The sequence below is a fragment of the Flagellimonas ulvae genome (genome assembly GCF_049333175.1).
Taxonomy (GTDB): domain Bacteria; phylum Bacteroidota; class Bacteroidia; order Flavobacteriales; family Flavobacteriaceae; genus Flagellimonas.
The window spans coordinates 3,619,187-3,643,746 of record NZ_CP186325.1 but is presented as its reverse complement, the minus strand read 5'-3'; the positions used below and the strand labels follow the sequence as shown (position 1 = coordinate 3,643,746).

Below are 24,560 nucleotides of genomic sequence, written 5' to 3'. Positions count from 1 at the left end.
ACAAAGATACTAGTTTAGGCTAATGGGAATGCCATAGAAGAATTCTAAAATCTTTAACCTAAAGATGTGGTTATATTTAGTGCGTATAACTTCTGCCTCCGCATTATCCAACCTTGCTTGTGCTTGACTAAATTCAAATGAATTCATAAGCCCTACTTCAAAACGATCTTTTGAGTATTGGTAAGCCGTTCTTCTAGCCTCTAGGGTTTTCTCGGCCGCCTCATAGGATTTTAGTGTTGTATTAACATCTACATAAGCCTGGTTTATGGAAGTTTCCAACTCCAGTTTGGTTTGTTCCATCGAAAGTCTGGCTCGCTCCAAATCTATCTTTGCTCTCTTTACAGAATTTCTGGTGTTCCACCCATTAAAAAAAGGCACATCCAGTCGGAAACCATAGCGAAGGCCATCAAAAAGATATAGCTGGTCTATAAAAGGTATTACACTTGGATCCGCGACAGATACCAAGTTCTGGTCCGAAAATCGCGAATTGTAGTTAATGAAAGTACTTAAGGTAGGGTAATAAGCACCTTTAGATATCTTCACATCCTCCTCTGCCAGTTCTATATTAGTTTCTGCTAATTTTATATCGTTTCTAAATTCAAGAGCCTTTGCAAAAATACTTTTTGCGGAGTTACTCAAGATATCAGACGGTGGTATTTCGTAGGTATCATCTGCAATATCAAAGTTTTCATAATCCGTGATTTGCAACAATTGTGCGAGCGTGATCTTGGAAATAGTAACCAACGCCTCGTTATTAACTATTTGCTGTTCTTGGGTTGCAGCTGTGGCCTCAATTTCCAAAAGATCCCCCCGTGGAACCACCCCTGACTCCACCAACTCTTTAGTACGTTTCATATCCTGCTCTGTAACTGCGTACTGAGCTTGTGAAACTTTTAACTGTTCCTTGTTGGAAAGGACATCTAAGTAGGACTGCGCAACATTGACCCGTATATCGTCTTTAAGGTCTTCCAGCCGATATTGGTTGGATATGGCGTTTAATTTTGCCCGGTTTATCCTTCTATAGTTACGGAGACCGTTGAAAAGGGTAGCCGAAGAATTAACGTTTCCAGTAAAGGTGAGCTGCGAGTTTATGGGTTCTTGGGTTGTTGGATTAAAAGAAAGTCCCAAATCTTCACTAATGGTGGCATCCCCAGTTAAATTTGGCAATAGGGCTCCAAGCGCATCCGACTTATCAATTTTTGCATTCTCAAAATCGAGTTCGAACTGTGCTACGCTTAGGTTATTTTCAACTGCATATTCCACGCATTCCTGTAAGGTCCATTTTTTTAGTTGCGCCTGGGATATGGATATGCTAAATAGCGCTATGATGATGATTAGCTTACTTTTCATTCGTATTTTGATTTTTTGATTGATATTGTTGGTTGATGTATTAGTCTTCACTTTCATCTTTCTTTTCAAGCTTGTTCCACACCTTTATTTTGGCATCTTCTTCAAGACCTGAAACTACTTCAACATCTATTCCATCACTTACACCCAATTCCAAATCTCTACGCTCAAATTCGTTTTCAGCTACCTCAATCTCCACAAAAGGTTTTTCAGTATCCTTATCAAATTGCAACAAAGCTTCTTTTAACGTAAGTACATCTTTTTTCTCTTCAAGAACAATAGACGCATTTGCACTGTAACCAGCTCTTACATATGTACTGTCGTTTACTACCAAATCGCCTTCTATTTTAAATTGCACGGCTCCTTCAGTTTCAGTTCCTTTGGGTGCAATAAACTTCAGTTTGGCGTCAAATTTATTTTTTTCCAATGCTCCCAAACTGATTGATAATGGCATGCCTACATTCAATTTACCCACCTCAGCCTCGTCAACTTCACCTTCAAAAATCATTTTGGTCATATCGGCGATGGTAGCGATAGTGGTTCCATCATTGAAATTATTACTTTGAATCACTTGATCACCCTCTTTTACGGGAATCTCCAGAATAGTACCGGACACGGTTGCACGGATATCTGTATTGGCTGCAGTGGAACCCCCAATAGATCCTTTACGGATAATTTGATAATCTGCCCTTGCATTTTTTAATTCTTGCTCGGCTTGTTCAAACGTCAGCTTTTGATTTATAAAATCTTGGTTGGAGACTACTCCTTTATCATATAAAGTTTTGTTCCTATCGTATTCGATTTTGGCATTGTTCAGAGCCAACTCAGCATTGCTTACGCGACCTTTTGCCTGATACAAGGCTTGCTCATTAGGTACAACTTTAATGACCGCGATTAAATCCCCTGCATTGACCTTGGTTCCTTCATCCATAAGAATTCTATCTATGATACCTGTGATTTGGGGCTTTATATTGATTTCATCCTCGGGGATAACCTTACCTGTCACAATTACCTTGTTCACTATATCCTTTTTTTCCAAAGACTCTGTTTTATACAGTTCAGTGGGGGTACTGTTCTTTTTGAGAAAATGTACCATTGCGTATAATATCCCCAGGGTAAGAATTCCTATTATCCCGTATTTCACATACTTGTTCATCACTGTCTATTTGATTGTTATTTAATTTTTATTCTTCACGTAAGGCTTCTATTGGCCTTACCTTAACTGCTTTGTTTGCGGGTATCAATCCTATTAGAACACTAAGGCTTACCATTAGTAGGAAAGAGATACCAAATTGAGGGATACTGATCATAGGATTCACAAATGGAAAATCCTCTCCACTTCCCCATTGGGCATTTAACATAGCCAGTATGCCCACGGATATTGCAAAGCCAATAAGCCCAGCAAAAGCTGTAAGCACTATGGCCTCAACTATAATTTGTCTTCTCACCACTTTGGGTGTTGCACCCAATGCTCTACGCACACCGATTTCTTTTGTTCGTTCCTTAACGGTAATCAAAAGAATATTGCTAATTGCAATTACACCGGCCAAAAGGGTGAAAATTCCAACGAAAAATGAAAATCCCTTCAAAACATTGGTAAACGAGCTAATGTTATTGAAGATTTCTGACATGTCGAAGCTACCAATCGCCCTTTTGTCATCAGGGTGGATATCATATTTTGTCTTAAGAATCTCCTTGATTTGCTTTTCAACAACCGGTACTTTGGTATTGGGTTCCACTGCTATAGCCATCCAACCCATGCGGTCTCCTGTATTAAATGACTTTTGAAAGGTGGTAAATGGGATAAATACCGCGTTTTCTCCATCAATATTTATATTGTTATTGGGTTTGTAAATACCAACTACGGTAAAAAATACACCATTGATTCGAATATCTTGACCTATGGCGTTTTCCCCTTTATCAAATAGAAGCTTATATGTTTCTTCCCCTATGACACATATCTTCTTCGATTCATCTATATCGGTTTTGTTTAAAAACCGCCCCTCAACCAATTTCTTTTTTGTGATATTATCTATTTCTGGGTAATCCCCATAAACCGAAGAACCACTTGTTCTCCCTTCGCGATAGACCGAGACTGTCTCCCTGTGACTTCCTAACTCAATTCTTGGTGCCAAGATTTCAATTTCAGGGATTTGTCTTTTTAGGATATCCGCATCTTCTATTTTATAGCGAATTCGCCTACCTCTTTCAAAGCCTTTGTAAGGTTCAGAAGTAGATTGTCCCCAGACGAACAAGCTGTTTGATGCCGTGCCTGCAAAAACCTTATCAAAACCGTTGCTCATCCCATTGGCGGAACCCAAGAGTAAAATCAAAATAATCATGGCAAAAATTACCCCAAGCATGGTCAAAAATGTGCGAAACAAGTTTTTTCCCAATGTGTGGAAAACCTCTGACCATAAATCTTTATCAAATAACCACATATCTATTTATCACTTAATGCTACAATAGGTTTAACATTTGCTGCCTTTATGGCTGGAATCAATCCTGCCAATACTCCGGCGACAATCAATATAATTGTAGCCGTAACCACAGTAGACAAATTAACTGAGGGATTACTAAATGCTGGAGCGTCTATATTGGGACCTATCAGGGACAAAATAATCCATGCGAAAATTAAACCTATAAACCCAGATAGAGCCGTAATAAAAGTAGACTCCAAAAGCACGAGGTTTATAATTTGTTTGGGCATAGCTCCCAAAGCTTTTCTAATTCCAATTTCCTTGGTTCTTTCCTTGATTGTAAAAACCATGATATTCCCAATACCTACTATACCCGCAATCAATATTAAAAATCCAACCCCGATACTAATTGCGCTCAACACGGTTGAAAAGCTACTGATATCATCAAACGCTTCTGCATAGTTCCATACGTTTATTCCAGCTTGGTCATCTGGAGAGATTTTATGCCTTCTTTTCATAATATCTTCTAGGCGTTGTGAAAACTCCAGAGCTTCGGTCAGGTCATAAGAGGTATTGTAGGTCAATGCTATCTGGCTGATATTATTGGTATTTCCGTAATTACGTTGTAGTGTGGTAATGGGAGCATAAATTCGGCGTTCGGCATTATCATCTCCTTCATCAATGAATATTCCAATAATCCGGAAGGGAAGCCCATTGAACTCTACAAACTTTCCAATGGCATCTTCCTTATCAAAAAGGTCTTCTTTTACCTTCCTTCCTATAATGGCCACTTTTGACTTGTTCAGTACATCAACGCTGTTGAAATATCTACCTTTTGTAATAATCGTCTTTTCGATAACTTGAAAGTCAGAATGCACCCCTTGTAGTGGGTAGGCCCCTGTCTCGCTTTTATATCTGGCTGTAGTGTTTGCGAAATATCTCGCGCTTATTTGTTCAATATCCTTGGGAAAGCTTTGCTTGATATATTCGTAGTCATCATTTTCAAATTGAATGCGACGATCTTTCTCAAAACCAGCGTAGGCTTTGGAAGTAGTACCTGGTCTTACAAAAATGGTGTTCGTTGCATCGTCATTAAACTGATTGGTAAACCCATTTTGCATCCCATTAACGGAAGCCAATAGCATTACAAGAATAAAGATGGCCCATCCAACAGAAAATCCTGTCAAAAAGGTTCTTAGCTTATTATTTTTAAGCGTGTGAAATATTTCCTGCCAGATATCGCGATCAAACATACTGTTCAGCTCTAACTTGGTTTACTTTTTTATCTTCCACAATTACGCCATCCTTCAAATGCACAATACGTTTACACATATGGGCAATATCTTCCTCATGCGTCACCACTAGAATGGTATTTCCCTCATCATTAATCTTTTGAATCAAATCCATTACTTCATATGAAGTTTTACTATCCAAAGCACCTGTTGGCTCATCTGCCAAAAGTACTTTGGGTTCTGCCGCCATAGCTCTAGCAATGGCAACACGCTGTTTTTGACCTCCCGAAAGTTCGCTTGGCAAGTGAGTGGCCCACTCTTTTAAGCCAACTCTTTCCAGATAATTCAATGCCTTCTCTTGACGTTCTTTTCTACCCACCTTTTGATAGTACAGCGGCAACGCCACATTTTCTAGAGCAGACTTGTAGTTGATAAGGTTGAAAGACTGGAAAATAAATCCTAAAAACTTGTTGCGGTATTGTGCCGCTTTGGTCTCTGTTAAATCTTTGATTGGAACACCGTCCAAAACATACTCCCCACTATCAGCACCATCCAACATACCTAAAATATTGAGGAGTGTGGATTTACCAGAACCTGACGAACCCATAATGGCAACTAGTTCCCCTGCTTCCGCAGAAAAGTTGATACCCTTAAGAACATGGAGTGAGTTACTTCCCATTCTATAGGATTTATGAAGGTCTTTGATTTCTATCATGATTGATGTTATTAGCTATCAGGATTACAACTCCCGTTATAGGACTTATAATTTGATATTTTGTTACAAGAATAGGTTACTTTTTTTCGCGGAGTGGTCTAGTTCGTATTTTCTTCTTCTTCCACACTATTCCAGACCTTTATTTTATCAGCCTCTTCAAGTCCAGATTTCACTTCAACAAATATACCATCACTTACACCTAGCTCGATGTCCCTGCGCTCAAATTTCTGGTCAGAAGTTTCAATTTCCACAAAGGGTTCTTTGGTTTCGTCATCAAACTGAACCAAAGCTTCTTTCAACGCCAAAACGCTATCGGCTCTAGCCAAAATAATAGAAGCATTAGCGCTTAATCCAGCCCTAATAAATGTTGTGTCTTCCTTGGTCAAAGTCCCTTTAATCTCAAACTGGATGGCTCCATTTTCTTCTTTTCCCTTTGGAGCGATATAATCTAAAACAGCATCAAAAATTCGATTTTCTATAGCGCCTACTGTAATCTCCAAAGGTAAGTCTTCCTTAATTTTTCCAACCTCTGATTCATCAACTTTACCTTCGAATATCATCTTTTCCACATCTGCAATGGCTGCAATAGTGGTTCCTTCATTGAAGTTATTGCTTTCAATTACCTGGTTTCCTACCTCCACAGGTACTTCCAGCACCATACCACTTACCGTGGCACGTATCAAGGTATTGGCAGCACTGCTTAAACCTCGGGTCGTACCGGTTTTTACGATATCGAACCTTTCGTTTGCCGCCCTAAAAGATTGTTTGGCTTGATCATAAGCAACCTGGGCTCTTTCCAAATCGGCCTGTGGGATGACCCCTTTGTTGAAAATGGTCAATTGGCGATCATAATTTCTTTTTTGATCCTCTAGATTGATTTTGGCTTCGTTGATGGCATTTCTTGCATCGTTTAAGGCCGTCAGATTGGGAACCACCTTAATTTTGGCCAATAAATCGCCGGATTTCACGTAGTCGCCACCTTCAACATAAATCTCGTCAATGACTCCCGAAATGTTCGGTTTTATCAATACTTCTTCCAAAGGAAGAATACTACCCGTTGCAACAGCCTTTTTCACAATACTTTGTTTGGACAGTTGTTCCGTTTTATAGACTACTGGATTTTCTGCATTTTTTTGGTACAGATAATACATTGACCCTCCAAATATTACTAGAATTAAGACCAGAATGACAATGGTTACTGATTTTTTCATGTTCTTTTATAGTTTGATTTGATTGATTTTTTATTCAGTTCTTAAAGCTTCAATAGGTCGCACCCGTATGGCACTGTTTGCAGGAATAAATCCTGCCAATAGTCCTGATATCATTAGAATCATTAAAGCTCCACTAACTACTCCTACACTTACACTGGGATTTAAAAACATATCCACCGGACCCACGCTGTCCAACAAAGAATTGATTCCATAAATGACCAAGGAACCCAAAATGATTCCTGCCATACCGGAGATTATTGTCAAGAAAATGGATTCCATCAAGATTTGTAGTTTTATGGACCAAGGGGACTCACCCAACGCCCTTCGTATTCCAATTTCTTTAGTACGTTCCTTGACTACAATCAGCATAATATTGCTTACCCCAATTATTCCAGATAGCAATACCATAATACCCACAATGTAGGCTACTGCCTTTAAGGCTCCGAACAAACTCTCTACACGGTTATATTGCTCGTAAAGGTCAAAATAGCCTATGGCCCGCTTATCTTCCGGGTGTACCTTGTGCCTTTTTTTCATCTCATTCACAATGTCTTCCTTCAAAACCGAAATTGAATGGCCATCATGAGCGGTAATTGCCATCCAGCCTACTTCTTCACCTCTATTGAATGCCTGGGAAAAAGATGTAAAGGGAACAAATATTTCTTTTTGGGCTTCCTCCCCATCTCCATCGTTGCTGTTCTTTTTGTAGGTGCCTATCACCATAAAATTCACTCCTTGAACTTTAATATATGTTCCAAGAACTTCTTCACCTTTTTCGTAGAGGTCGCTTTTTACACCTCTCCCAATGACCGCAACTTTCCTTTTTTCGTTAATATCATTGTAGTTAATAAACCTCCCAGAGGTAACGGTCATGGGGTCTTGATTGATGATTTCAGGATAATCACCATATATATTGTAGGAACCGGTGCGTATACCGCGCACCACATTGTTTCCTCCACTCCTAAAACCACTCAACTGATTACGGGGAGAAATAAAGCGAAGATTAGGAACATTATCCTGAATAGCCTGTACATCGCTTGTTCTAAATTCAAAACTTCGACCCTTTGGAAGGCCCTCATAGGCTTTTGTGGTACTTCGGGTCCACATGAACATGGTGTTCGTGGCTATGTCCCCGAAATCCTTTTTGATTCCATTTTCCAAACCCTTGCCAGCCGCTAATAACACAATAAGTATAAAGATTCCCCAACACACCCCAAAGGCAGTGAAAACAGTCCTCCAGACATTGCTTGTCAATACCTCAAGTATTTCCTTCCATCGGTCTTTGTTGAACATTTTTTTGCTTTGTCTTTATTCTTTTATTCTTCTCGCAGTGATTCTATAACCTGTACTTTTGCCGCTCTCCATGCTGGGACAAATCCGGCTAGGGTCCCTGCCAATATGAGTACCAGGACTGTTGTAAAGGCCACATTGAAATTCACGGAGGGGTTAACCACATAATCCACTTCCACATGGGGTCCCACTATTTCGAGCAAGGCCATACTGAAAATAAGTCCTGCGAAACCAGAAATGGCTGTTACAAAAATGGATTCGTGCAAGATCATTCCCACAATGGACCAAGGTTTTGCTCCCAATGCCTTTCGAATCCCGATTTCTCTAGTTCTTTCCCGAACCACAATCAGCATAATATTACTCACTCCCACCACTCCGGCAACTATGGTACAAACCCCCACAAACCAGAAAAAAATCTTAATGTTATTAGTAAGTCCATAATACCGCTTTGCTTCTTCCATAGCACTCCATACTTCCATGGCGCCATTATCGTCCGGTGCTACGGTATGCGCTTGTTGCAAATAGCTTTGCAAGTTCTCCTTAAACTCCACAGCTTGGGCAACCGCTTGGTCAAAATTCTCAACTGGAGGAAGGGTGTATGATAAATTATTTACTCTATTGCCCCCGTTGAAAACGCGTTGTGCCGTAGTTATTGGAATATAAATTCGCTCTTCTTCACGTTCATTAAGCTCTTTGAAAACACCAATGATCTTAAAAGGAATTCCGGAAATATCAATGTATTCACCAAGTGGAGAATCTATCTTATTAAAAACATCATCTCTTATCTTTTTTCCAATAATGGCTACTTTTCCCATCGCCATTTCATCTTGGTAATTGACAAAACGCCCTTCAATCATTCCGGTGTTCTCTATGAATTGAAAGTCAGAGGCTACTCCCTGCACGCTATACACTAGTGCTTCCTTTCCATAATTCACTGTGATATCCCTAACAAAAATACGTGCAGATTCATATTCTATGTCGTCTTGGTACATAGAACTCACGGTTTCGAAATTGTCGTTGATGAATTGAATTCTTCTTCCCGGATTTAGTCCTTTGAACTCTTTGGAAGTAACTCCCGGCCAAGCCCAAACACTCGTTGATGCATCTTGCTTGAACTCCCGTTCAATGCCGTTCTGCATGCCTTGACCAAATCCTAATAAAATAACCAATATGAAAATACCCGAAGCTACGGATAGCCCGGTAAGGAAAGTACGTAATTTGTTCTTTCGGATGGTGTCAAATATTTCTTGCCACCTTTCTAAATCGAACATGTGGTTGGTGTTTGGTGATTGATGAAATACGCAAGCGTACCTTAATATGACTGTAAGTAAAGCGTATTGTTACACTGAAAACGTAAAAAAAATGTTAATTTTTTTAAAAACCCTTTAATTACGCATCTTTCGGTAGATAAAAAAGAAGAGTCCCGCTACCAAAATGTACGGAATGGCCATCAAATACACGATACCATCATTGAGTGCTTCTGCAGATTCTGGGTCACCTTCGCTTTCCACTACCGCACGGCACATAGCGCATTGGGCCTCTAACAATTGAGGAGATAGAAATATTAGAAAAAGAAGCAGTATAGACAGTTTGATTTTCATAATCAGAGAACGTAATATGGTGAAATCATCAGATATACAATAACACCGGTTACCGCAACATACAACCAAATAGGAAAAGTATATTTCGCCCATTTGCGATGGGCCTTAAAATCCTTTAAATAGGCTTTGGAATACGTGATCAAAACCAATGGTATAATAATTATGGATAATACAATATGGGTAATCAAGATAAAGAAATAGGCATATCGTAAAAATCCTTCCCCTCCATATTTTGTACTTTCCGAAGTCATATGATAGGCAACATACATCACCAAAAACAAGGCAGAAAGGACTATGCAAGTAGTCATTAAGTTTTGGTGTTGTTTTCTTTTGCCATTTTTAATAGCGATAACCGCCATTACCAAAAGTACTGCTGTAATACCATTGGTTGTGGCATAAATTGGAGGTAAAAATGATAGGGGTTCCGCATTCGGAATCTTATAACCGAACAATAGGGCCACCACTACGGGAATCACAATAGAAACAATTGTAATCCAACGGTTGTATCTTTTCTGTTTTAGTGAAATTTCTTGCATCATTCCTCAAGTAATAATTTTTTAATGTCTTCTTTTAACATGGTTATTTGTTGAGGCTCTCCTTCGTCGTTGACACCTTGTTCTTCGGTGACGGTTCCACGATAATATATAATGGGATTTCCAAAATTGTCTTCCCTACTTCTAATATTTCCTTTCTTGTCAATCAAGGCCAACATGCCAGAGTGTTCAAACCCACCGGGGGCGCTGGAATCTTCTGTTGCGGAAAGGTAAAAGCCTTCTTGCGCCAAACTATAGATGGAATCCCTATCTCCTGTTAGCAAGTGCCAATCTTTATCCGTTATACCGTACTTTTTCGTATAAGCCTTTAGAACAGAAGGTGTATCATATCTAGGGTTGATGGTAAATGAAGCTACTCCAAAATCTTCATACTCCTTAAAAGTATCTTGTAGTTCCACCAAATTCTTGGTCATTATAGGGCAGATGGTCGGGCAGGTAGAAAAAAAGAATTCAACCACATACACCTTTCCCAAATAATCTCTATGTGATATTAGAACACTGTCCTGATTTCTAAAAGAAAATGGAGGCACCTTCCGCTTTTTACCTTCATTCACTACAAAACCCACTTCCTTTCCAAGGTTGGGAATACTCATCCTATCATTTTCAACTACGGTCCCTTCCTTTAGTCTTTTGGAAATTTCATAGACGGCAAAAGTCCCAAAAATCAGAATGATTGCGGAAACCCAAACGTAAGTGTACTTTTTTTTGCTATTTGCTCCTGTTGGCATTATTCTTTTTTAAAGCTAATCTGTATTCTGCCAAAATGATTTTCACATCATCCTCCATCTTGTTGTTGAGCTCGGCCACAGAAGTAGTATTAAAACCAAACTTCACCCCTTCATCCTCATCATCATTTCTGCCCCTTAAATTTCTGTCTTTATCGATAATAAAGACATAGGGAGTACTATAATCCTGTCCCAATTCCAAATCGGTATCCAAACGTTGAAAGAAGTTTTCAATATCACTTTCTTCCCCAAAGGCAAAATTCCATTTTTCTACTTCGGACAGCGCACCCAACTCATCTTTCAAAGCGGTCACTTCATTCTCATGTCCCTTTGGAACTATCATCAACATTTGAAAATCATTGAACTCGCTGAAGCGTTTATAAATTTTTTGATTGAGATTAAAAGCGTTGCCTTTCTTTTTGCCAATATTGTTTCCTAAAAAACCAAGAATGGTGATTTTATCCGCTAATTGGTTATCTCCTGAAAACTTAGTGGGTTCTGGGATATTTTCAGTTAAAACAGGTAGCTTTCCAAAGTTGTTGACTCCCGAGGCAAAGAAGAGATAGGCCACTAGGGGAAAGATGAAAAGAACAACTAAAACAAAAGTTTTTTTCATGAAATCAATACTCTTACAAAAATAAAAAAGACGGTCATGAAACCGTCTTTTACATATGTTAATACTTTCTTAGAAGTCCCAAGAGAGGAAGCCATCTTTGAACACGTTATAGATGTAATCCGCTTCAAACAGCAAAATGAAAATCAGATAACTGACCAAGAAAATGGGCGTCCAAACTATAGCTCTGCGTAAAGCGCTTTTTTCATCCCTTAGGTGCATGAAATCCCAAGCAATATAATAGGCTTTCACCAAAGTAAGGATAATGAAAATCCAATTTAGGAGCTTCATACCCAAAAAATAATTTTTGGTAAACAGTTCCGGTTTTGCAATACCCAAACCTACCTCGATCGCTGTCACAAGAGTAAGAAATGCCAATACACCCCATATTTTTTGGGTATTGGACTTGAATTTCAAGAGTCCTCTAAAAATTTCCAACTTATGTTCGTGTGCCATATAAAATACTATTGTTTATATCCGATATTTCGGAAAACAGATTATACCAAATAAAAGAATGTGAATACAAAAACCCATACCAAATCTACAAAGTGCCAGTATAGTCCAACTTTCTCTACCATTTCGTAATGGCCTCTTCGCTCATAGGTTCCAAGAATTACGTTGAAAAAAATGATCACATTGATAACCACACCTGAGAATACGTGGAAACCGTGGAATCCTGTAATGAAAAAGAAGAAGTCAGCAAATAGGCGACTACCATATTCATTTCGTATTAGGTTGGCCCCTTCTACCACCAATTTGGCATCTTTTAGTTTTGCCAAAGATTCTTGGCGGGTCAGTAGTGTTTTCTCACCCTCTTCGTTAATGGTTTCGGTACGAATCAGGATATTAGGACTTGCCTTAAAACCTTCAACTACCTCATTTAAAGAATATGATGTTTTGTATTCTTCTTTTTGATACCAAATCCCGTTGGAGCCTTCATGCTTTACACGCTCTTCGGGCAATGTTTTGGAGAAATCTGCCAAGGCAGCACGCTCTCCGGTCTCTGCATTTACAAATTGAAGAATTCTACCTCCTTTGGTCTCCAAAGCTCCAAAGTCTCCTTTAATAAAAGTAGCCCATTCCCAAGCCTGTGAGCCTACGAAAATTGCCCCTCCTATAATGGTAAGGAACATATACCAGATTACTCTGTTCTTCATCATACGGTGTCCGGCATCCACAGCCAGCACCATAGTCACGGAAGACATGATAAGTATAAAGGTCATGAAGGCCACATAGTACATTGGATAATTACCATGGAAGAAAGGAACGTGGGTAAACACCTCATCAGCAATAGGCCAAGTTTCTATAAACTTGAACCTTGAAAAGCCATAGGACACCAAGAAACCTGAAAAGGTCAAAGCATCCGAGACGATAAAGAACCACATCATCAATTTTCCGTAGCTGGCGCCTAGTGGACGGTTGCCGCCCCCCCAAACGTTATCTTCAGTACCGGTTGTAACCGTAGAATCCATAAATATGTTCGTTTTAATAAAACTTTAGCAAAAATACACCTTTTACTGTATTCCAAAAGGCAAAGTGGAATGAAAACTCCCCTTCAAAAAAATTATTTTACGAAATACATAAAAAGTATCAAATACACCCACAAAATATCTAAAAAATGCCAAAACGTAGCACCCAATTCCAGACCTAACATATTCTCGGGAGTATATTTTGAACGTAGCTGTTGTACAAGCACTACCAATAATGAAATAAGCCCTGCCACCACGTGTACAATATGCACTGCGGCAATCAAAAACACATAGGACATTTTTATGTTACTTGTGGGGCCGGTGAAATAATAACCGTTTTCCAACATTTGGGAAAAACCGACAAACTGAAGCCCTATAAATATTCCTCCGAGTGCCAATGTTGCCAAGAGAAAAAGAGTTCCTAACCTTTGGTTATTTTTTCTTACCGAATTTTTAGCCAAAATATAGGTAAGGCTACTCAAAACGATGGTGGCCGTGCTCCACAGAAAGGCCTGCGGCAAATCTAAATCACTTATCCAATCTGTTCGTTTGCTACTTACAATATAGGCACTGGTCCAACCGGCGAATCCCATTATCAAACTCACAATGCCAAACCAAAGCATCATCTTTTTGGCCCGACTATTTTTCTGTCTCTCGCTTCCTTGGGTTAAATCCATACTATCAACTAATCAATTTATCTGCAACAAATATTATCTGAATCAATGAAATGTAGGTCACACTGGCCAACATCAATTTTCTAGCGGAGGGGTTATCCTTTTTAATGTAAAGGTTAAAGGCAAAAAGCAGCATGACCAATCCGCAGAGCAATACCAAAATAGCTGCTGGAATACTTAAATGCAACCTGCCCGTAAATCCAAAAGCGGGCATCACCGAGATAACAATCATCCAAAATGTGTAGAGAATAATCTGCAAAGCCGTGCTTCTATCTTTTTTTCCGGTGGGCAACATTTTAAAGCCACCTCGTTTGTAGTCATCATCCAGCATCCATCCCAAAGCCCAAAAATGAGGGAACTGCCAAAAAAACTGAATCATAAACAGGGTTCCTGGCTCAATACCAAAATCATTGGTAGCAGCCACCCAACCCAACATAAAAGGGATGGCCCCAGGAAATGCTCCCACAAAAACAGCAAGTGGAGTTTTGGTCTTTAGCGGTGTGTAAACGCTTGTGTATAAAAAAATAGAAATGGCTCCGAAAAGAGCGGTTTTAGGACTCAATGCATATAACGCCAACACGCCCAGCAGGGTTAATGTTATAGCAATGGTCATTGCCATGTTTATCGTCATGCGCCCCGAAGGAATGGGACGGTTACGCGTACGCTTCATTAGGGCGTCCAGGTCACGTTCAATCACCTGATTGTATGCATTGGAAGCCCCAACCATACAATAGCCACCAAAGGCCAATAGCAAAATAGACCAAAGGTCTATCTGGTAAGCTCCCAAAAAATAACCAGCAATGGATGAGAAAACAACGCTGACCGCCAACCTAGCTTTCGTGATTTCCTTAAAATCAGAATAGAACAGAGCAAGTGATGTACTTTTTAAGGAACCTACGGCCGACTTCATCTACAACTTTTATTGGCCTGCAAAGATAACGGTGGAAAGCTTCTTTTCCAACCGCTTAGGTGGGTTTGTTTACTTTTTGGTTTTTTTGTTGAACTGTTTATCCACCAAAATCATGAAAAAGAATACGATTGTCATTTCGACTTGGAACCAAGTGGAAGGGAGAAATCTCTTTTTTCGTTTAGATTTCTCAGTCGTTTCACTCGTTCGACGCCAAAGGCTCTGAACGACGGCTGTCCTTCGAAATGACCTAGCCATTTCCAAAGTCGGGAAATCTATATCAGTACTCGGGAAATATCAGCAAAGAAAAAGGCTTGCTTCACCATTACCTTTGTTCCCATAAACAAACATTTAAAAATAACTAGATATGGAAACTACAGTACAAGAACAAAAATTATTGACCAAAGCAAATGAAGTTGTGAATTTATTGGCTGAAGGAAAATTCATTGAAGCTATGGAAAATTATTTGGCGGACGACGTGCAACTTTTTGAAGGAAACAACCCTGCCAAAGTAGGTAAGGCTTTTTCTTTGGCCGAAGAACAAAAATTATTGGATACCGTAACTGCCTTTCATGGTTATACCGTAACCAGCGGACCTGCTGTTAAAGGCGACACTACCTTTTACGAAGCCGTAATGGAATTTGATACCAATGATGGCACCCAACATCGATTTGAGCAAGTAGTGCGTACCCAATGGAAAGATGGAAAAATTGTAAATGAGCGGTATTATCACGCTTAAGCACAAAACCACATGATGTACTAAAAAAGCCTTGATTAAAAATCAGGGCTTTTTTGTTTAAAGGAAGGGTAGATTTCATTTAGAGCAAGAAAACTCTACCAACTGAATTCAAGCTTTAAACTGTCTTTAGGTTCTTTTATTTCTATAGCCTCACTGTGGTGTTGCAGAATACGGTCTTCATAAAAATCAAAGACATATTTTCCTTGGCCCTTAATTTTAAATTTGAATATTCCCTTATTGTTTGTAATTGATGAATCAACCATAGGATATCTAAACATACCATATATGGAGCTTTTTTTCTTAAAAATGTATACCTTGACATTAGACAATGGCCCACCGTTAATAACAGATTTAGTATTGCCATTTAAACTTAACCCTTCAGAACTACAGGCAAAAATTAAGAGGGAGAGTAAAACCAAGATGGGTGTCTTTTTAAGCACCATTTTTATTTACAAGATTTTAAATTTATAGTCTACTACTCCCCAAACAAAAACAAATGAGACAAAGGAACCTCAAGGGCATCGGCAATTCGATTCAAAGTAACCAGACTTGTGTTGTTCTCTGCTCTTTCAACACGCCCTACTTGAGTTTTTGGGATATCTGCCTCCAACGCCAAGTCTTGTTGGGACATTTCTTTTTCTTCTCGAAGGAAACGAACCCTTTCCCCTACTTTTTTCATGACCTCCAAGTCTTTTGGCAGATATTCTCGATACATTCAGCCAAAATCATATGTTTTCATGAAACTTTTGGTTACATCGTTGTGCTTTTATAGATTCATTTTTTATCTTTAGAAAGTTTTCTGCATAACCCCTTCACCCCAAAACCTGGGTTATGACCGTATTGCCTATTTTACCTGAAATCCATAAAATCTTTGAATACCAAAAGCCCGCTACTTGGGAGTTGAGCTTTGATGCCCTGGAAATTTCTGCACACTATGAAGGCCGCGAGTACCATTGCGGGCATCGCCCCAGTGGCAATTTGTTGCTCCATACCCAACCTAATTCCAAAATTGCCCAAATGGAAGTCATGGACCATATCATGTTTTCTTTTACCTTTTCATGGGAACAACCCAAAGGGACAGGTTGCTATTTTATCCCTATGAAAAATCTAGAGAAACTGTTCTCCTGCGGTATTTTGAACATTACTCCTGACCAACTCTCTCTAACCTTTGTTATTGAGGAAAAAGAAAAAGCGCTTTGTATGCGATATGAGTATGGTGCACTTTGGTTTGCGGAAAGGGTGGGTTAGATTTCAAAGAAAAACCACGACACCTCCGTCGTGGTTTTTTCAATCTAATTATCATATATCAGTAATAACTAATCTAAAACCCTGAGCATTTAATAATTGCTTTTTATTCAATTTGAATTGGAGCCTTTAACAATCCCTTTGAAAGATTTAGTGCAAACCCCTCGGATACATTTTTTGTTTTACTTTCATATATTTTACCGCTTTTACCAATATGATTTCCTTTAAATTTTAAAAAAAAATTTATTTCTTTTTTTAAAGTCCCAAATAATCGTGAATACTCTTTATTTTCATAAACCTCAGTTGGATTAACAATCCTAAAATAAGAATCAACAAACATAATATTCGATTGTTGTTGGTAACCTTTACGTTGACCACCGTGTGATATTCTTATCAATCCATTATACATGTAATACTTGCTTAAATCTTCACTGTCTTTTGGCAAATCGATATTCGGTGTTAATTTTTTGTCCCTTATGAAAAAAGTATTAACATTTTGGGGTTTATCTTTCCAAAAATATTCCAAAGGATACTCCAAATAGTTATAATCACAACTCTCGTTTTCTATAATGACTATTAAACTCAGAATTCCATATCTCTTTTTGTTGATTCTATCCAAAACCTCCTTCAATTCATCATCAGTAATATAAAATTGGAAAACTTTACCTCTTCCTTTTCTATGAAACTCATCTATTTCATTAAGATTTATCATTCTAATACTATTTATACTCTAAAAAGAATACATGATCAAACTCGCCAGAATCACGCAAATCCTTAATTGCTCTTCTTTCTCTTGCAATAGGCAATCTGGTTCTCTTTGTAGCCCTACCTACTTGAATTGCAATTATTTTATCCTTTTTCTGAATTACTAAATCAGCATATCTTCCACTCAAGCTTCTGGCCTCTGGCAGACTTCCCCCAGATATTGTCCTCCAACCAGAACCCTTTGGGGTCAAACGCCTTTCAGCCTCCAACACCCTTTCGACATGAGCAGGACTTCCGCGTCTACCATATGGATTTGGCACTTTCTTTACTAAGTTTTTGCCACCTTTTTTGGCTAGAGATTTTCCTCCAGCTTTTATTCCGGTTTTTACCGCACCTTTAACTACAGACGCACTTCCTAATGTAAATATATCTAAAGCTAATGAACCTACCCCTAAAGCTACCTGCCAACCGTTACCATCTCGTATACCCTTATAAATGTCTTTTGCACCACCTACTATGGGTATAAAATCCAATGTTGTATCAATTACATCTTCGGCAGTTATGTTAAACCCTTGGCTTTCCGGTTCGGCAAACTGGCGTGCGTTGGCCTCTGGGTTAAACTCCCAACCTTCGGGCTTGGGCACACCCTGCAATGGGTCTGCACGGCCCACCGTGGAAATCCCTGTAGGGAATGGATTTGTATACGACAGGTTCTCTCCAATGGTGAGATTGCTGACTCCACCTGTATCTACAGCTGGGAGATTGAGGGCTACCAACCCGCCATCATTAAAGGCAGACCGCCTACCAGAAGACGACCTACTCGAGGCGGCCTGGGTGTTGTTTCCTGTATTCCCCGGTGAAGAGGCAGATGTTTGGGAAGAACTATTCCCTCCTCCTAAAAGACCATGATTCTTAAGAATAGCATATGCACCAATGGCTGCACTCACATAAAATATCCCTTTAACTACAGCAGTAATTATTTTGGCAAAAGTCAATGCCTCCAATAGGAATTCCCCACTCGGGTCCGTATAGGACAAGGGATTATTAAAGGCGTACCCATAGCGGTTATAACTTTGGGTGTTAAAGGGCTCTTGCACATAGTTGTCCGGACTTAAAAAGCGGCCTAATTGGGCATCGTACATACGGCCGTTCATATGGATTAGGCCCACCTCAAAAAAGTGTTCATGCCCGGTATACCCCCTACCCAATAGCGCTGCATGGTCAAAGGTGGTTCCCCCACTACTGTCCAAGAATTGATCTACTACACCCCAGGCCCCAAACTGGCGTTCTTCTTTTACATCTCCATCTGCATCGGTAATGGCTAAAATACTGCCTAAATAATCTCGGTGCAGGTAGTGGTATTCATCCAATGTACTACCTCCTCCATCTTCTTTTATATGAACTACTGGGGCGGTATAGGCATCTCCCCCCACATAGGTGATAATCTTGTTGGTCCCTGTCTGGGTGTCTTGCACAATTTCGGCAGATGTTATGGCCGAGTAATGCTTTTTGTACCTTCGTTGGGTGCGGTCCTCCTGCTCCCCACCATAATAGGCCGTGCTTCGGTTCATTAAAGGACCATAATCAAAACTTACCCGCCCATGTCCGGTTTGGTGAATGTCCACAGGTTTTTTAAATACATTGTAACTAATTTGTTGGGTAGGGTGTTGCTGAAAATAGGTTTCTCCAGCAGCATTGGGGTCAATCTCCGTTAAACGGTATTTTTTGTTAGAATCTCCATACAAATAATCTCCTAAATCTCCGTTATTGCTAACATTTCCATTATCCATGTAAGTCCTTGAATGGGAGACATCACCAGTAATGCTTAGTAAGCGATCTTGGCTATCGTATTGAAAAGTCTCTTGCCAGCTAAACCCAAAATTTTCCCGGTCGCTCAGAGTTCCGCGTTGCGCATTAAAGTTATACTCCATACGCAAAGCGGTAGTTGGGTTGGTTCCCGTTTCTTTGTCCTCAATCTTTTCTAAGTACCCAAAAGAATCGTACAGCTTGGTCTGCGTCATACCATTGCCCAAGTTTACCGTAAGTTCCTGCCCACGTGCGTTAATTTCACTGAGTTCCCAGAGCTTATCTGGAGTACCATCGTTCCAAATCTCGGTTAAGATGCCCGAAGTATCATATTCGTTTCGAGTAGTAATCGATTTTGAGATACCCCCTGCTAAGGTTGCTGTTTGGGTTTCTTTCCAAACACGACCGTAGGTGGGATCATAATCTATCTCATAGGCGAAACTTGCTAAGCCGGTGTTCTCGGTTATACTTTCAAGCCGCTCGTAGTTATCATACACATAATCGTACACATAACTTCTCCCCGAGTTTAAGTTATCCGTACCCGTAATTTTTTCTATCTGTTTTGTATCGGCCTCGTCATACTTATACTCAATGAGCCAATCTGTAAACTCTCCCGTAATTATTTTCTTTTTCAACTTTCCTTCGTCATCGTACTTATACTCCGTAACACCTTTAGGAGAAACTTGTTCCAAAAGCTCACCATAGTCATTATATTTATAGGTATAGGTGCCAGTCGAAGGGTCTGTGAGGCTGGTTTTCCGGCCCCAACCGTCAACACCTACAGTTACCAAGTGTCCGCCGTAATCGGCGGACTTTAGTTGTCCGCTAGCATGGTAGGTATAATCAATGGTACCACCTGGGTCAGTTACTCTTACGGTATTGCCCAAGGCATCCAAAGTAGTCTCAACTGTTTTTGCCCCATCATTTACGGTGGTGGACAGTCCATTGTATGTGGCGGTTATCGTTCTTCCTGTATACAGCACCTGCGATGTTATCTGACTGTATTCATTAAAATTGGTAACATTCCATTGGCTTGGAGAACCGTTGTGAGGTTCACTTTCCCGAATCAATCTACCACTGGCATCGTATTCAAAACTAACATAAGACCATTCGTTATTGAGACTTAGTTGACCGGTCCTTGTTTCCCAACCGAAAGCATTATAAGTACTTTCTTCCTTACTGCCTTGTGGGTAGTCTATAGTTGTTTTGGTTCCTCCATCCGGCTGGTATTGGGTACCGTATTGGGTTGTTTGGTTCAAATAATCGGTTTCCGAAGTCACACGACCCCATATGTCATGACCGTATTGTGTGGTCAATCCATAACTATCCGTAGTGCTTTTTAGCAGGCCTGTTGAAGCTTCATAAGTAAAAGTGGTCACTTGGCCGTCAATATCGGTATACTTCGTCAGAAAACGGTCGTCAGCTCCATACTCAAATCTTTGGATTCTTGGAGTTAAACTACCCGCACTCAAGGTTTTGGTAATAATATTTCCCGTTTGCAGGTTATATTCTATATCTTGGGTTATCCAATCCGTACCATTGCCCTTTCTTCGAATGGTTTCTACCAAATTGTTATTGTACTCATACTCTTCCTCCGTAGTAAATGAGCTTCCATTCAAGGTCAGTCGTTCCGTCATTTTTAAAGGTTTACCAATATGGTAGGTATTATTGGTAGCGCTAGCATTGTTTGAGTATTGATACGTAAGCACACGGCTACCTCCAGGAAAGGATGTATTGGTGATTAGCGGATTGTTAAACTCATCGTAGCTGTAGGTTTCTGTGGTGACCACTCCGGTAAGACCATTATTGGTCTCTGTTCTATTTAAACGAACATCCACTGCACCTGCATAACCATCGTCACCAGGTTGTTCATTGGGAGGTGTAATGAAACCCCAATAGGCCCCATTGGAACCAATGGCATGGAATCCCGGAAGAAGATTAATCGATATTTCTGCTTCATCCGTCTCTGCACCGGGCAAACTAGAGTTTCGATTGATGTTCTCTGTATATTGCGGTGCAATGGGTGATCCAGGATTGGCAATCAACTGATAATCATAGAAGTAATTAACCTTTCGTTGAAAATCGGATGGATCGGAGTCCGATGAGATAGCAGTTACTTGTTCTGTGATCACTCCTCTCAAAAGTGGATTTCGCTTGGTGATGGTCCAAAGTGGAATGACGTTGTCTCCGTACCAACCACTACGTTTTACAATTTCAAAACCTTGAAACCCTAATCCAGTTGCATGGGACACCGCACCTTCGTAATAGAACAACTTCGTTCGGTTAACTCCTGAGGCCGTTTGGTCTAGACGCCTAACCACTTTAAAGCTCGGAGCTACATTGACATTAACGAAAGGATAGACTTGTCCAGTTTTGGGAAAATATGAGTTGATATAACCTTGGGGAGGTGGACTATCCCCCCCCTCATAATTTGGGTCAACGGGATCATATGTAATAGTTGTCGAAACTCCATTGTTATTGATTTTTTCCAGCATCATATCTTCTCTATGATCCAACCCAAAACTGAATGAACGTATAAATTTGTTGCTAATTACTCCAAAATCTAAATTATTATTAGGCATACTAGATGGCAAGAAAACTGGTACAGGGTAGTGATTCAATGTACCAAAAACCGTTTCCGTACCCAATTTCAAAAACTCTTTAGGCGAGGTAATTAAATGGGGAGTGATATACTGTGTACCCGTTCCGTTACCATAGGTAACCGTACTATACTCAAGGATATCTGTTTTGCCATCGCCATTGATATCAACTGGTAATAAATCGTAAGTATACTTTGGTGTACCAAAGCTAACATCCGTTTTATTAAAAAAGGTGTACGTTTCTCCTTGACTTATATCAAAAGCATTTCCTTCCGATGATAACATTCTAAATATCGGACTATTATCTTCCTGAGGAAGTAAAAAATCAGTCTTTCCATCCCCATTGAAATCACCCGGAATAAATTGAAAATCATAATTAAAAGCTTCAGTAACCGTTCTACGCCAAAGCTCTACCAAACTACTATTGGTTTCGTTTAATCCATATACAACGGCGGTAATTCCCTTAAAAATGACAATGTTAGTACGTCCATCTCCTGTTACATCAACAGTGAAAATTTGGTCATCTATACCGATCGTTTGTGGAAACTGCCCTAAAGAAGAGGAAAAATCGTTGCTTGAAGTTAACCTACGATCTAATTTGATTAAATGAGCATCTCTTGGATATACTACTTGCGTACTACAATTGTTACACTCATTTCCTGGAGATCCACCACCATCCGGATAACAGATTCGGGAATCATTTAAACCTTTAGACAAAGCAATTACATCAGTCAAGCCGTCTCCATCAAAATCTCCAGAATAGTAGTTTCGTTGTATTCTTTGGTATGTTGAGCTACAACTTTCCAGTTGATAGGATACTCCTGGAGCATTCCAAGTTTTGGTATACTTGGTGGACAAGGGGCCTCCATCCTCCTTGGCCATAATGGTGAACTTTACATCTTTAACTCCAGTGTTTTGAACTGCAACCAGACCTTGTCCTGGCATCAAATTGCTCTGGCTGTTTAACCAAGTTGCTGAGAACAATTCTTGAAAAGAACCAATGTTTACTCCATTGGCGTAATTGAATCCATTACTGTTTTGGATATCGTCAAAAATCCAAAACTTTTTCTTCGTATCCGGTCCAGTGGTCGGGTAAATAACGAAATCCATTTTGCCGTTCCCGCTGAAATCACCTGGAATCATTTTAGAATTATTCCTATTAATATTGGATACACTTAGGTTTGTTGCCGTTCCGCTAACTTCAACAAAATTATAGCTGGTATCGCCATACTCAAAAGTCACACTTCGATTGGAACCAGAATTGGGATATTCCTTTACTTCAATTAGACGTTGATAGTTTACTATTGTTTTATCATACACCAATTCATACTTTCTGTATAAAGTATTAGAATTACCATATACTTCTATCTTATCAAGAGTTGTGGAATTTTGAAAGTGCCCTCCACCTACGTAGGCAGATTCTTTATGTTTACCGATACTACCGGATAAATAAGTAAATCTTACTTCATTTATAGCGGGGTCATTGCCTTTACTACCGTATTTTATTCTACTAATATACTTTCCTGAGTACTCATAAGATATACGGACTCCTTGAGGATTCTCCCAATACGAAATGGCATAATCCATAGGGGTTCTTGAGCCTGAAGTAGAACCATAAAAAGCTATAGAACCATCTGGGTATATTACTTTAAAATTTGCTGGACCAAAAGACAAAGGGTTGTTTCCCTCACCAATGATTTTTAGGTTGGAGTAATTTTCCGTTTGATAGGTGCTACCGCTTCCTCCGTAAGTCCCGGTTTTTAACACTAGACGTTGCCCATCCAAGGCAAAACGATCACCAGAATCAAAATCTACGGGATCAATTTGATTGTCATGAAACAAGGTGGAAGGAATTCTTGTAATTACAGAAACTCCCGATACGTTCCAGCCCCAACCAGCCATGCCCCTTCCATTATGACTATCAAAATCTAATGAAATTTCAGGAACAACTCCATTCAGTCCCGGAGGCACATTAATTGGAATTGAATAATTCAACCCACCTGATGAATTCACGAATATATCAGATGTTATACTCCCTTCAGAACCACTTAAATTCACAACCTCCATTTCCGAAGAAGCTTCTTTATCCACTATATCATTACCATTAATAGTGGTTACTTTAACATCAGTTGCTTTATAAGTTATTGTACTTTCATCCCTTGCAAAGGATAATAGCATAAAAATTATTCCAAGTAAAATAGTTAGGTTTTTCATAGGTTATTTTTTGAGGATATGGAAGGTTTTTCGGGTAGAGTCTGTGTAGTAAACTGAGAGAATGTAATGCCCCGTGGGATATATGCCAAAATCCAGTTGGGTATTGCCTTGCCTACTGCTTATGGTTTTTTCATACAACTGTCGCCCAATACCTGAGAACAAGATTATTTTGGTCACTTGGCGTTCGTTATCCTGCCATTCCAGGGTCAATAAATCGGTGACTGGGTTTGGATAGGCAGCAATGTTTGAGATATCTTCTGGACCCTCAACACCTGACAAATCTTCCAAAAGGTCTTCTTGGATAGCAATATCTTTGGTAGGGATGGAGTCCAAAGCTTCCTTAGAGGTGCCGCAGTTGATGCATACCCTATCGCGTAGGGTCTGATTGCCTGCACTGTCATAGCTGAATTGAATTGCATATTGGTTTTGCGCCCAAGTAACACTTCCCAGTAAAAGGCACAAGCTGCATAAAAGTAATTTTCGTTTCAAGGCT

The 24,560-nt window shown here is 39.7% G+C and carries 23 protein-coding genes; 2 read left to right on the top strand and 21 right to left on the bottom strand.

Going from position 1 to position 24,560, the window contains the following annotated elements:
- Positions 1–9 precede the first annotated feature (9 nt).
- From ACOKFD_RS17005 to cyoE, 16 genes are all read right to left on the bottom strand, one after another.
- Positions 10–1,350: a TolC family protein gene (locus ACOKFD_RS17005; protein WP_422859005.1), complete on the bottom strand. Its 1,341-nt coding sequence runs from the start codon at positions 1,348–1,350 to the stop codon at positions 10–12.
- Between the two features lie 40 nt (positions 1,351–1,390).
- Positions 1,391–2,503 (bottom strand): efflux RND transporter periplasmic adaptor subunit, encoded by a 1,113-nt coding sequence (locus tag ACOKFD_RS17000; protein ID WP_422859004.1) that lies wholly within the window; start codon positions 2,501–2,503, stop codon positions 1,391–1,393.
- A gap of 28 nt (positions 2,504–2,531) precedes the next feature.
- Positions 2,532–3,788 (bottom strand): ABC transporter permease, encoded by a 1,257-nt coding sequence (locus ACOKFD_RS16995; RefSeq protein ID WP_298994346.1) that lies wholly within the window; start codon positions 3,786–3,788, stop codon positions 2,532–2,534.
- A 2-nt stretch (positions 3,789–3,790) separates the two neighbouring features.
- Positions 3,791–5,020: an ABC transporter permease gene (locus ACOKFD_RS16990; RefSeq protein ID WP_298994348.1), complete on the bottom strand. Its 1,230-nt coding sequence runs from the start codon at positions 5,018–5,020 to the stop codon at positions 3,791–3,793.
- Positions 5,013–5,714: an ABC transporter ATP-binding protein gene (locus ACOKFD_RS16985; protein ID WP_422859003.1), complete on the bottom strand. Its 702-nt coding sequence runs from the start codon at positions 5,712–5,714 to the stop codon at positions 5,013–5,015. The genes ACOKFD_RS16990 and ACOKFD_RS16985 overlap by 8 nt, the downstream gene beginning before the upstream one ends.
- A 98-nt stretch (positions 5,715–5,812) precedes the next feature.
- A complete protein-coding gene (locus ACOKFD_RS16980) occupies positions 5,813–6,925 on the bottom strand; it encodes an efflux RND transporter periplasmic adaptor subunit (protein WP_422859002.1) in 1,113 nt (370 codons plus the stop codon).
- Between the two features lie 30 nt (positions 6,926–6,955).
- Positions 6,956–8,218, bottom strand: coding sequence for an ABC transporter permease (locus tag ACOKFD_RS16975; RefSeq protein WP_298994353.1), 1,263 nt, complete (start codon positions 8,216–8,218; stop codon positions 6,956–6,958).
- Positions 8,219–8,241: 23 nt separating this feature from the next.
- The gene (locus ACOKFD_RS16970) at positions 8,242–9,486 is read right to left on the bottom strand and encodes an ABC transporter permease (RefSeq protein WP_298994355.1); all 1,245 of its coding nucleotides are present in this window, start codon (positions 9,484–9,486) and stop codon (positions 8,242–8,244) included.
- Positions 9,487–9,600: 114 nt separating this feature from the next.
- On the bottom strand, positions 9,601–9,816 hold the full coding sequence (locus ACOKFD_RS16965; protein ID WP_422859001.1) for a hypothetical protein: 216 nt from the start codon (positions 9,814–9,816) through the stop codon (positions 9,601–9,603).
- Positions 9,817–9,818: 2 nt separating this feature from the next.
- Complete coding sequence (locus tag ACOKFD_RS16960; RefSeq protein WP_298997586.1) at positions 9,819–10,352, bottom strand: DUF420 domain-containing protein; 534 nt, start codon at positions 10,350–10,352, stop codon at positions 9,819–9,821.
- A complete protein-coding gene (locus ACOKFD_RS16955; RefSeq protein WP_422859000.1) occupies positions 10,352–11,098 on the bottom strand; it encodes an SCO family protein in 747 nt (248 codons plus the stop codon). Before ACOKFD_RS16955 ends, ACOKFD_RS16960 begins: the two co-directional genes overlap by 1 nt.
- Complete coding sequence (locus tag ACOKFD_RS16950) at positions 11,079–11,711, bottom strand: hypothetical protein (protein ID WP_298994360.1); 633 nt, start codon at positions 11,709–11,711, stop codon at positions 11,079–11,081. The genes ACOKFD_RS16955 and ACOKFD_RS16950 overlap by 20 nt, the downstream gene beginning before the upstream one ends.
- A gap of 69 nt (positions 11,712–11,780) precedes the next feature.
- Positions 11,781–12,164 carry a cytochrome C oxidase subunit IV family protein gene (locus ACOKFD_RS16945; protein WP_422858999.1) on the bottom strand — a complete coding sequence of 128 codons (384 nt, stop codon included), beginning with the start codon at positions 12,162–12,164 and terminating at the stop codon, positions 11,781–11,783.
- Positions 12,165–12,205: 41 nt separating this feature from the next.
- Positions 12,206–13,180 (bottom strand): cytochrome c oxidase subunit 3, encoded by a 975-nt coding sequence (locus ACOKFD_RS16940; RefSeq protein WP_422858998.1) that lies wholly within the window; start codon positions 13,178–13,180, stop codon positions 12,206–12,208.
- 92 nt (positions 13,181–13,272) lie between these two features.
- Positions 13,273–13,854 (bottom strand): cytochrome c oxidase subunit 3, encoded by a 582-nt coding sequence (locus tag ACOKFD_RS16935; RefSeq protein ID WP_422858997.1) that lies wholly within the window; start codon positions 13,852–13,854, stop codon positions 13,273–13,275.
- A 4-nt stretch (positions 13,855–13,858) separates the two neighbouring features.
- Entirely contained in the window at positions 13,859–14,761 is a 903-nt protein-coding gene (gene cyoE / locus ACOKFD_RS16930; RefSeq protein WP_422858996.1) for a heme o synthase, read from the bottom strand.
- Between the two features lie 364 nt (positions 14,762–15,125).
- On the opposite strand from cyoE, the gene ACOKFD_RS16925 reads away from it, so the two are divergent.
- On the top strand, positions 15,126–15,497 hold the full coding sequence (locus tag ACOKFD_RS16925) for a SnoaL-like domain-containing protein (RefSeq protein ID WP_422858995.1): 372 nt from the start codon (positions 15,126–15,128) through the stop codon (positions 15,495–15,497).
- Positions 15,498–15,592: 95 nt separating this feature from the next.
- On the opposite strand, the gene ACOKFD_RS16920 is transcribed toward ACOKFD_RS16925, so the two are convergent.
- The gene (locus tag ACOKFD_RS16920; RefSeq protein ID WP_422858994.1) at positions 15,593–15,940 is read right to left on the bottom strand and encodes a hypothetical protein; all 348 of its coding nucleotides are present in this window, start codon (positions 15,938–15,940) and stop codon (positions 15,593–15,595) included.
- Between the two features lie 32 nt (positions 15,941–15,972).
- A complete protein-coding gene (locus ACOKFD_RS16915) occupies positions 15,973–16,176 on the bottom strand; it encodes a helix-turn-helix domain-containing protein (RefSeq protein ID WP_422858993.1) in 204 nt (67 codons plus the stop codon).
- 152 nt (positions 16,177–16,328) lie between these two features.
- Here ACOKFD_RS16915 and ACOKFD_RS16910 point away from each other — a divergent pair, with 152 nt between their 5' ends.
- Positions 16,329–16,745 (top strand): hypothetical protein, encoded by a 417-nt coding sequence (locus tag ACOKFD_RS16910; protein ID WP_422858992.1) that lies wholly within the window; start codon positions 16,329–16,331, stop codon positions 16,743–16,745.
- A 103-nt stretch (positions 16,746–16,848) separates the two neighbouring features.
- On the opposite strand, the gene ACOKFD_RS16905 is transcribed toward ACOKFD_RS16910, so the two are convergent.
- From ACOKFD_RS16905 to ACOKFD_RS16895, 3 genes are read right to left on the bottom strand one after another with little or no spacing between them, the layout of a single operon-like run.
- Positions 16,849–17,454, bottom strand: a complete 606-nt coding sequence (locus ACOKFD_RS16905; RefSeq protein ID WP_422858991.1) for a hypothetical protein — start codon at positions 17,452–17,454, stop codon at positions 16,849–16,851.
- 7 nt (positions 17,455–17,461) lie between these two features.
- A complete protein-coding gene (locus ACOKFD_RS16900; RefSeq protein ID WP_422858990.1) occupies positions 17,462–24,067 on the bottom strand; it encodes an RHS repeat-associated core domain-containing protein in 6,606 nt (2,201 codons plus the stop codon).
- A 3-nt stretch (positions 24,068–24,070) separates the two neighbouring features.
- Entirely contained in the window at positions 24,071–24,556 is a 486-nt protein-coding gene (locus tag ACOKFD_RS16895; protein ID WP_422858989.1) for a T9SS type A sorting domain-containing protein, read from the bottom strand.
- Positions 24,557–24,560 lie beyond the last annotated feature (4 nt).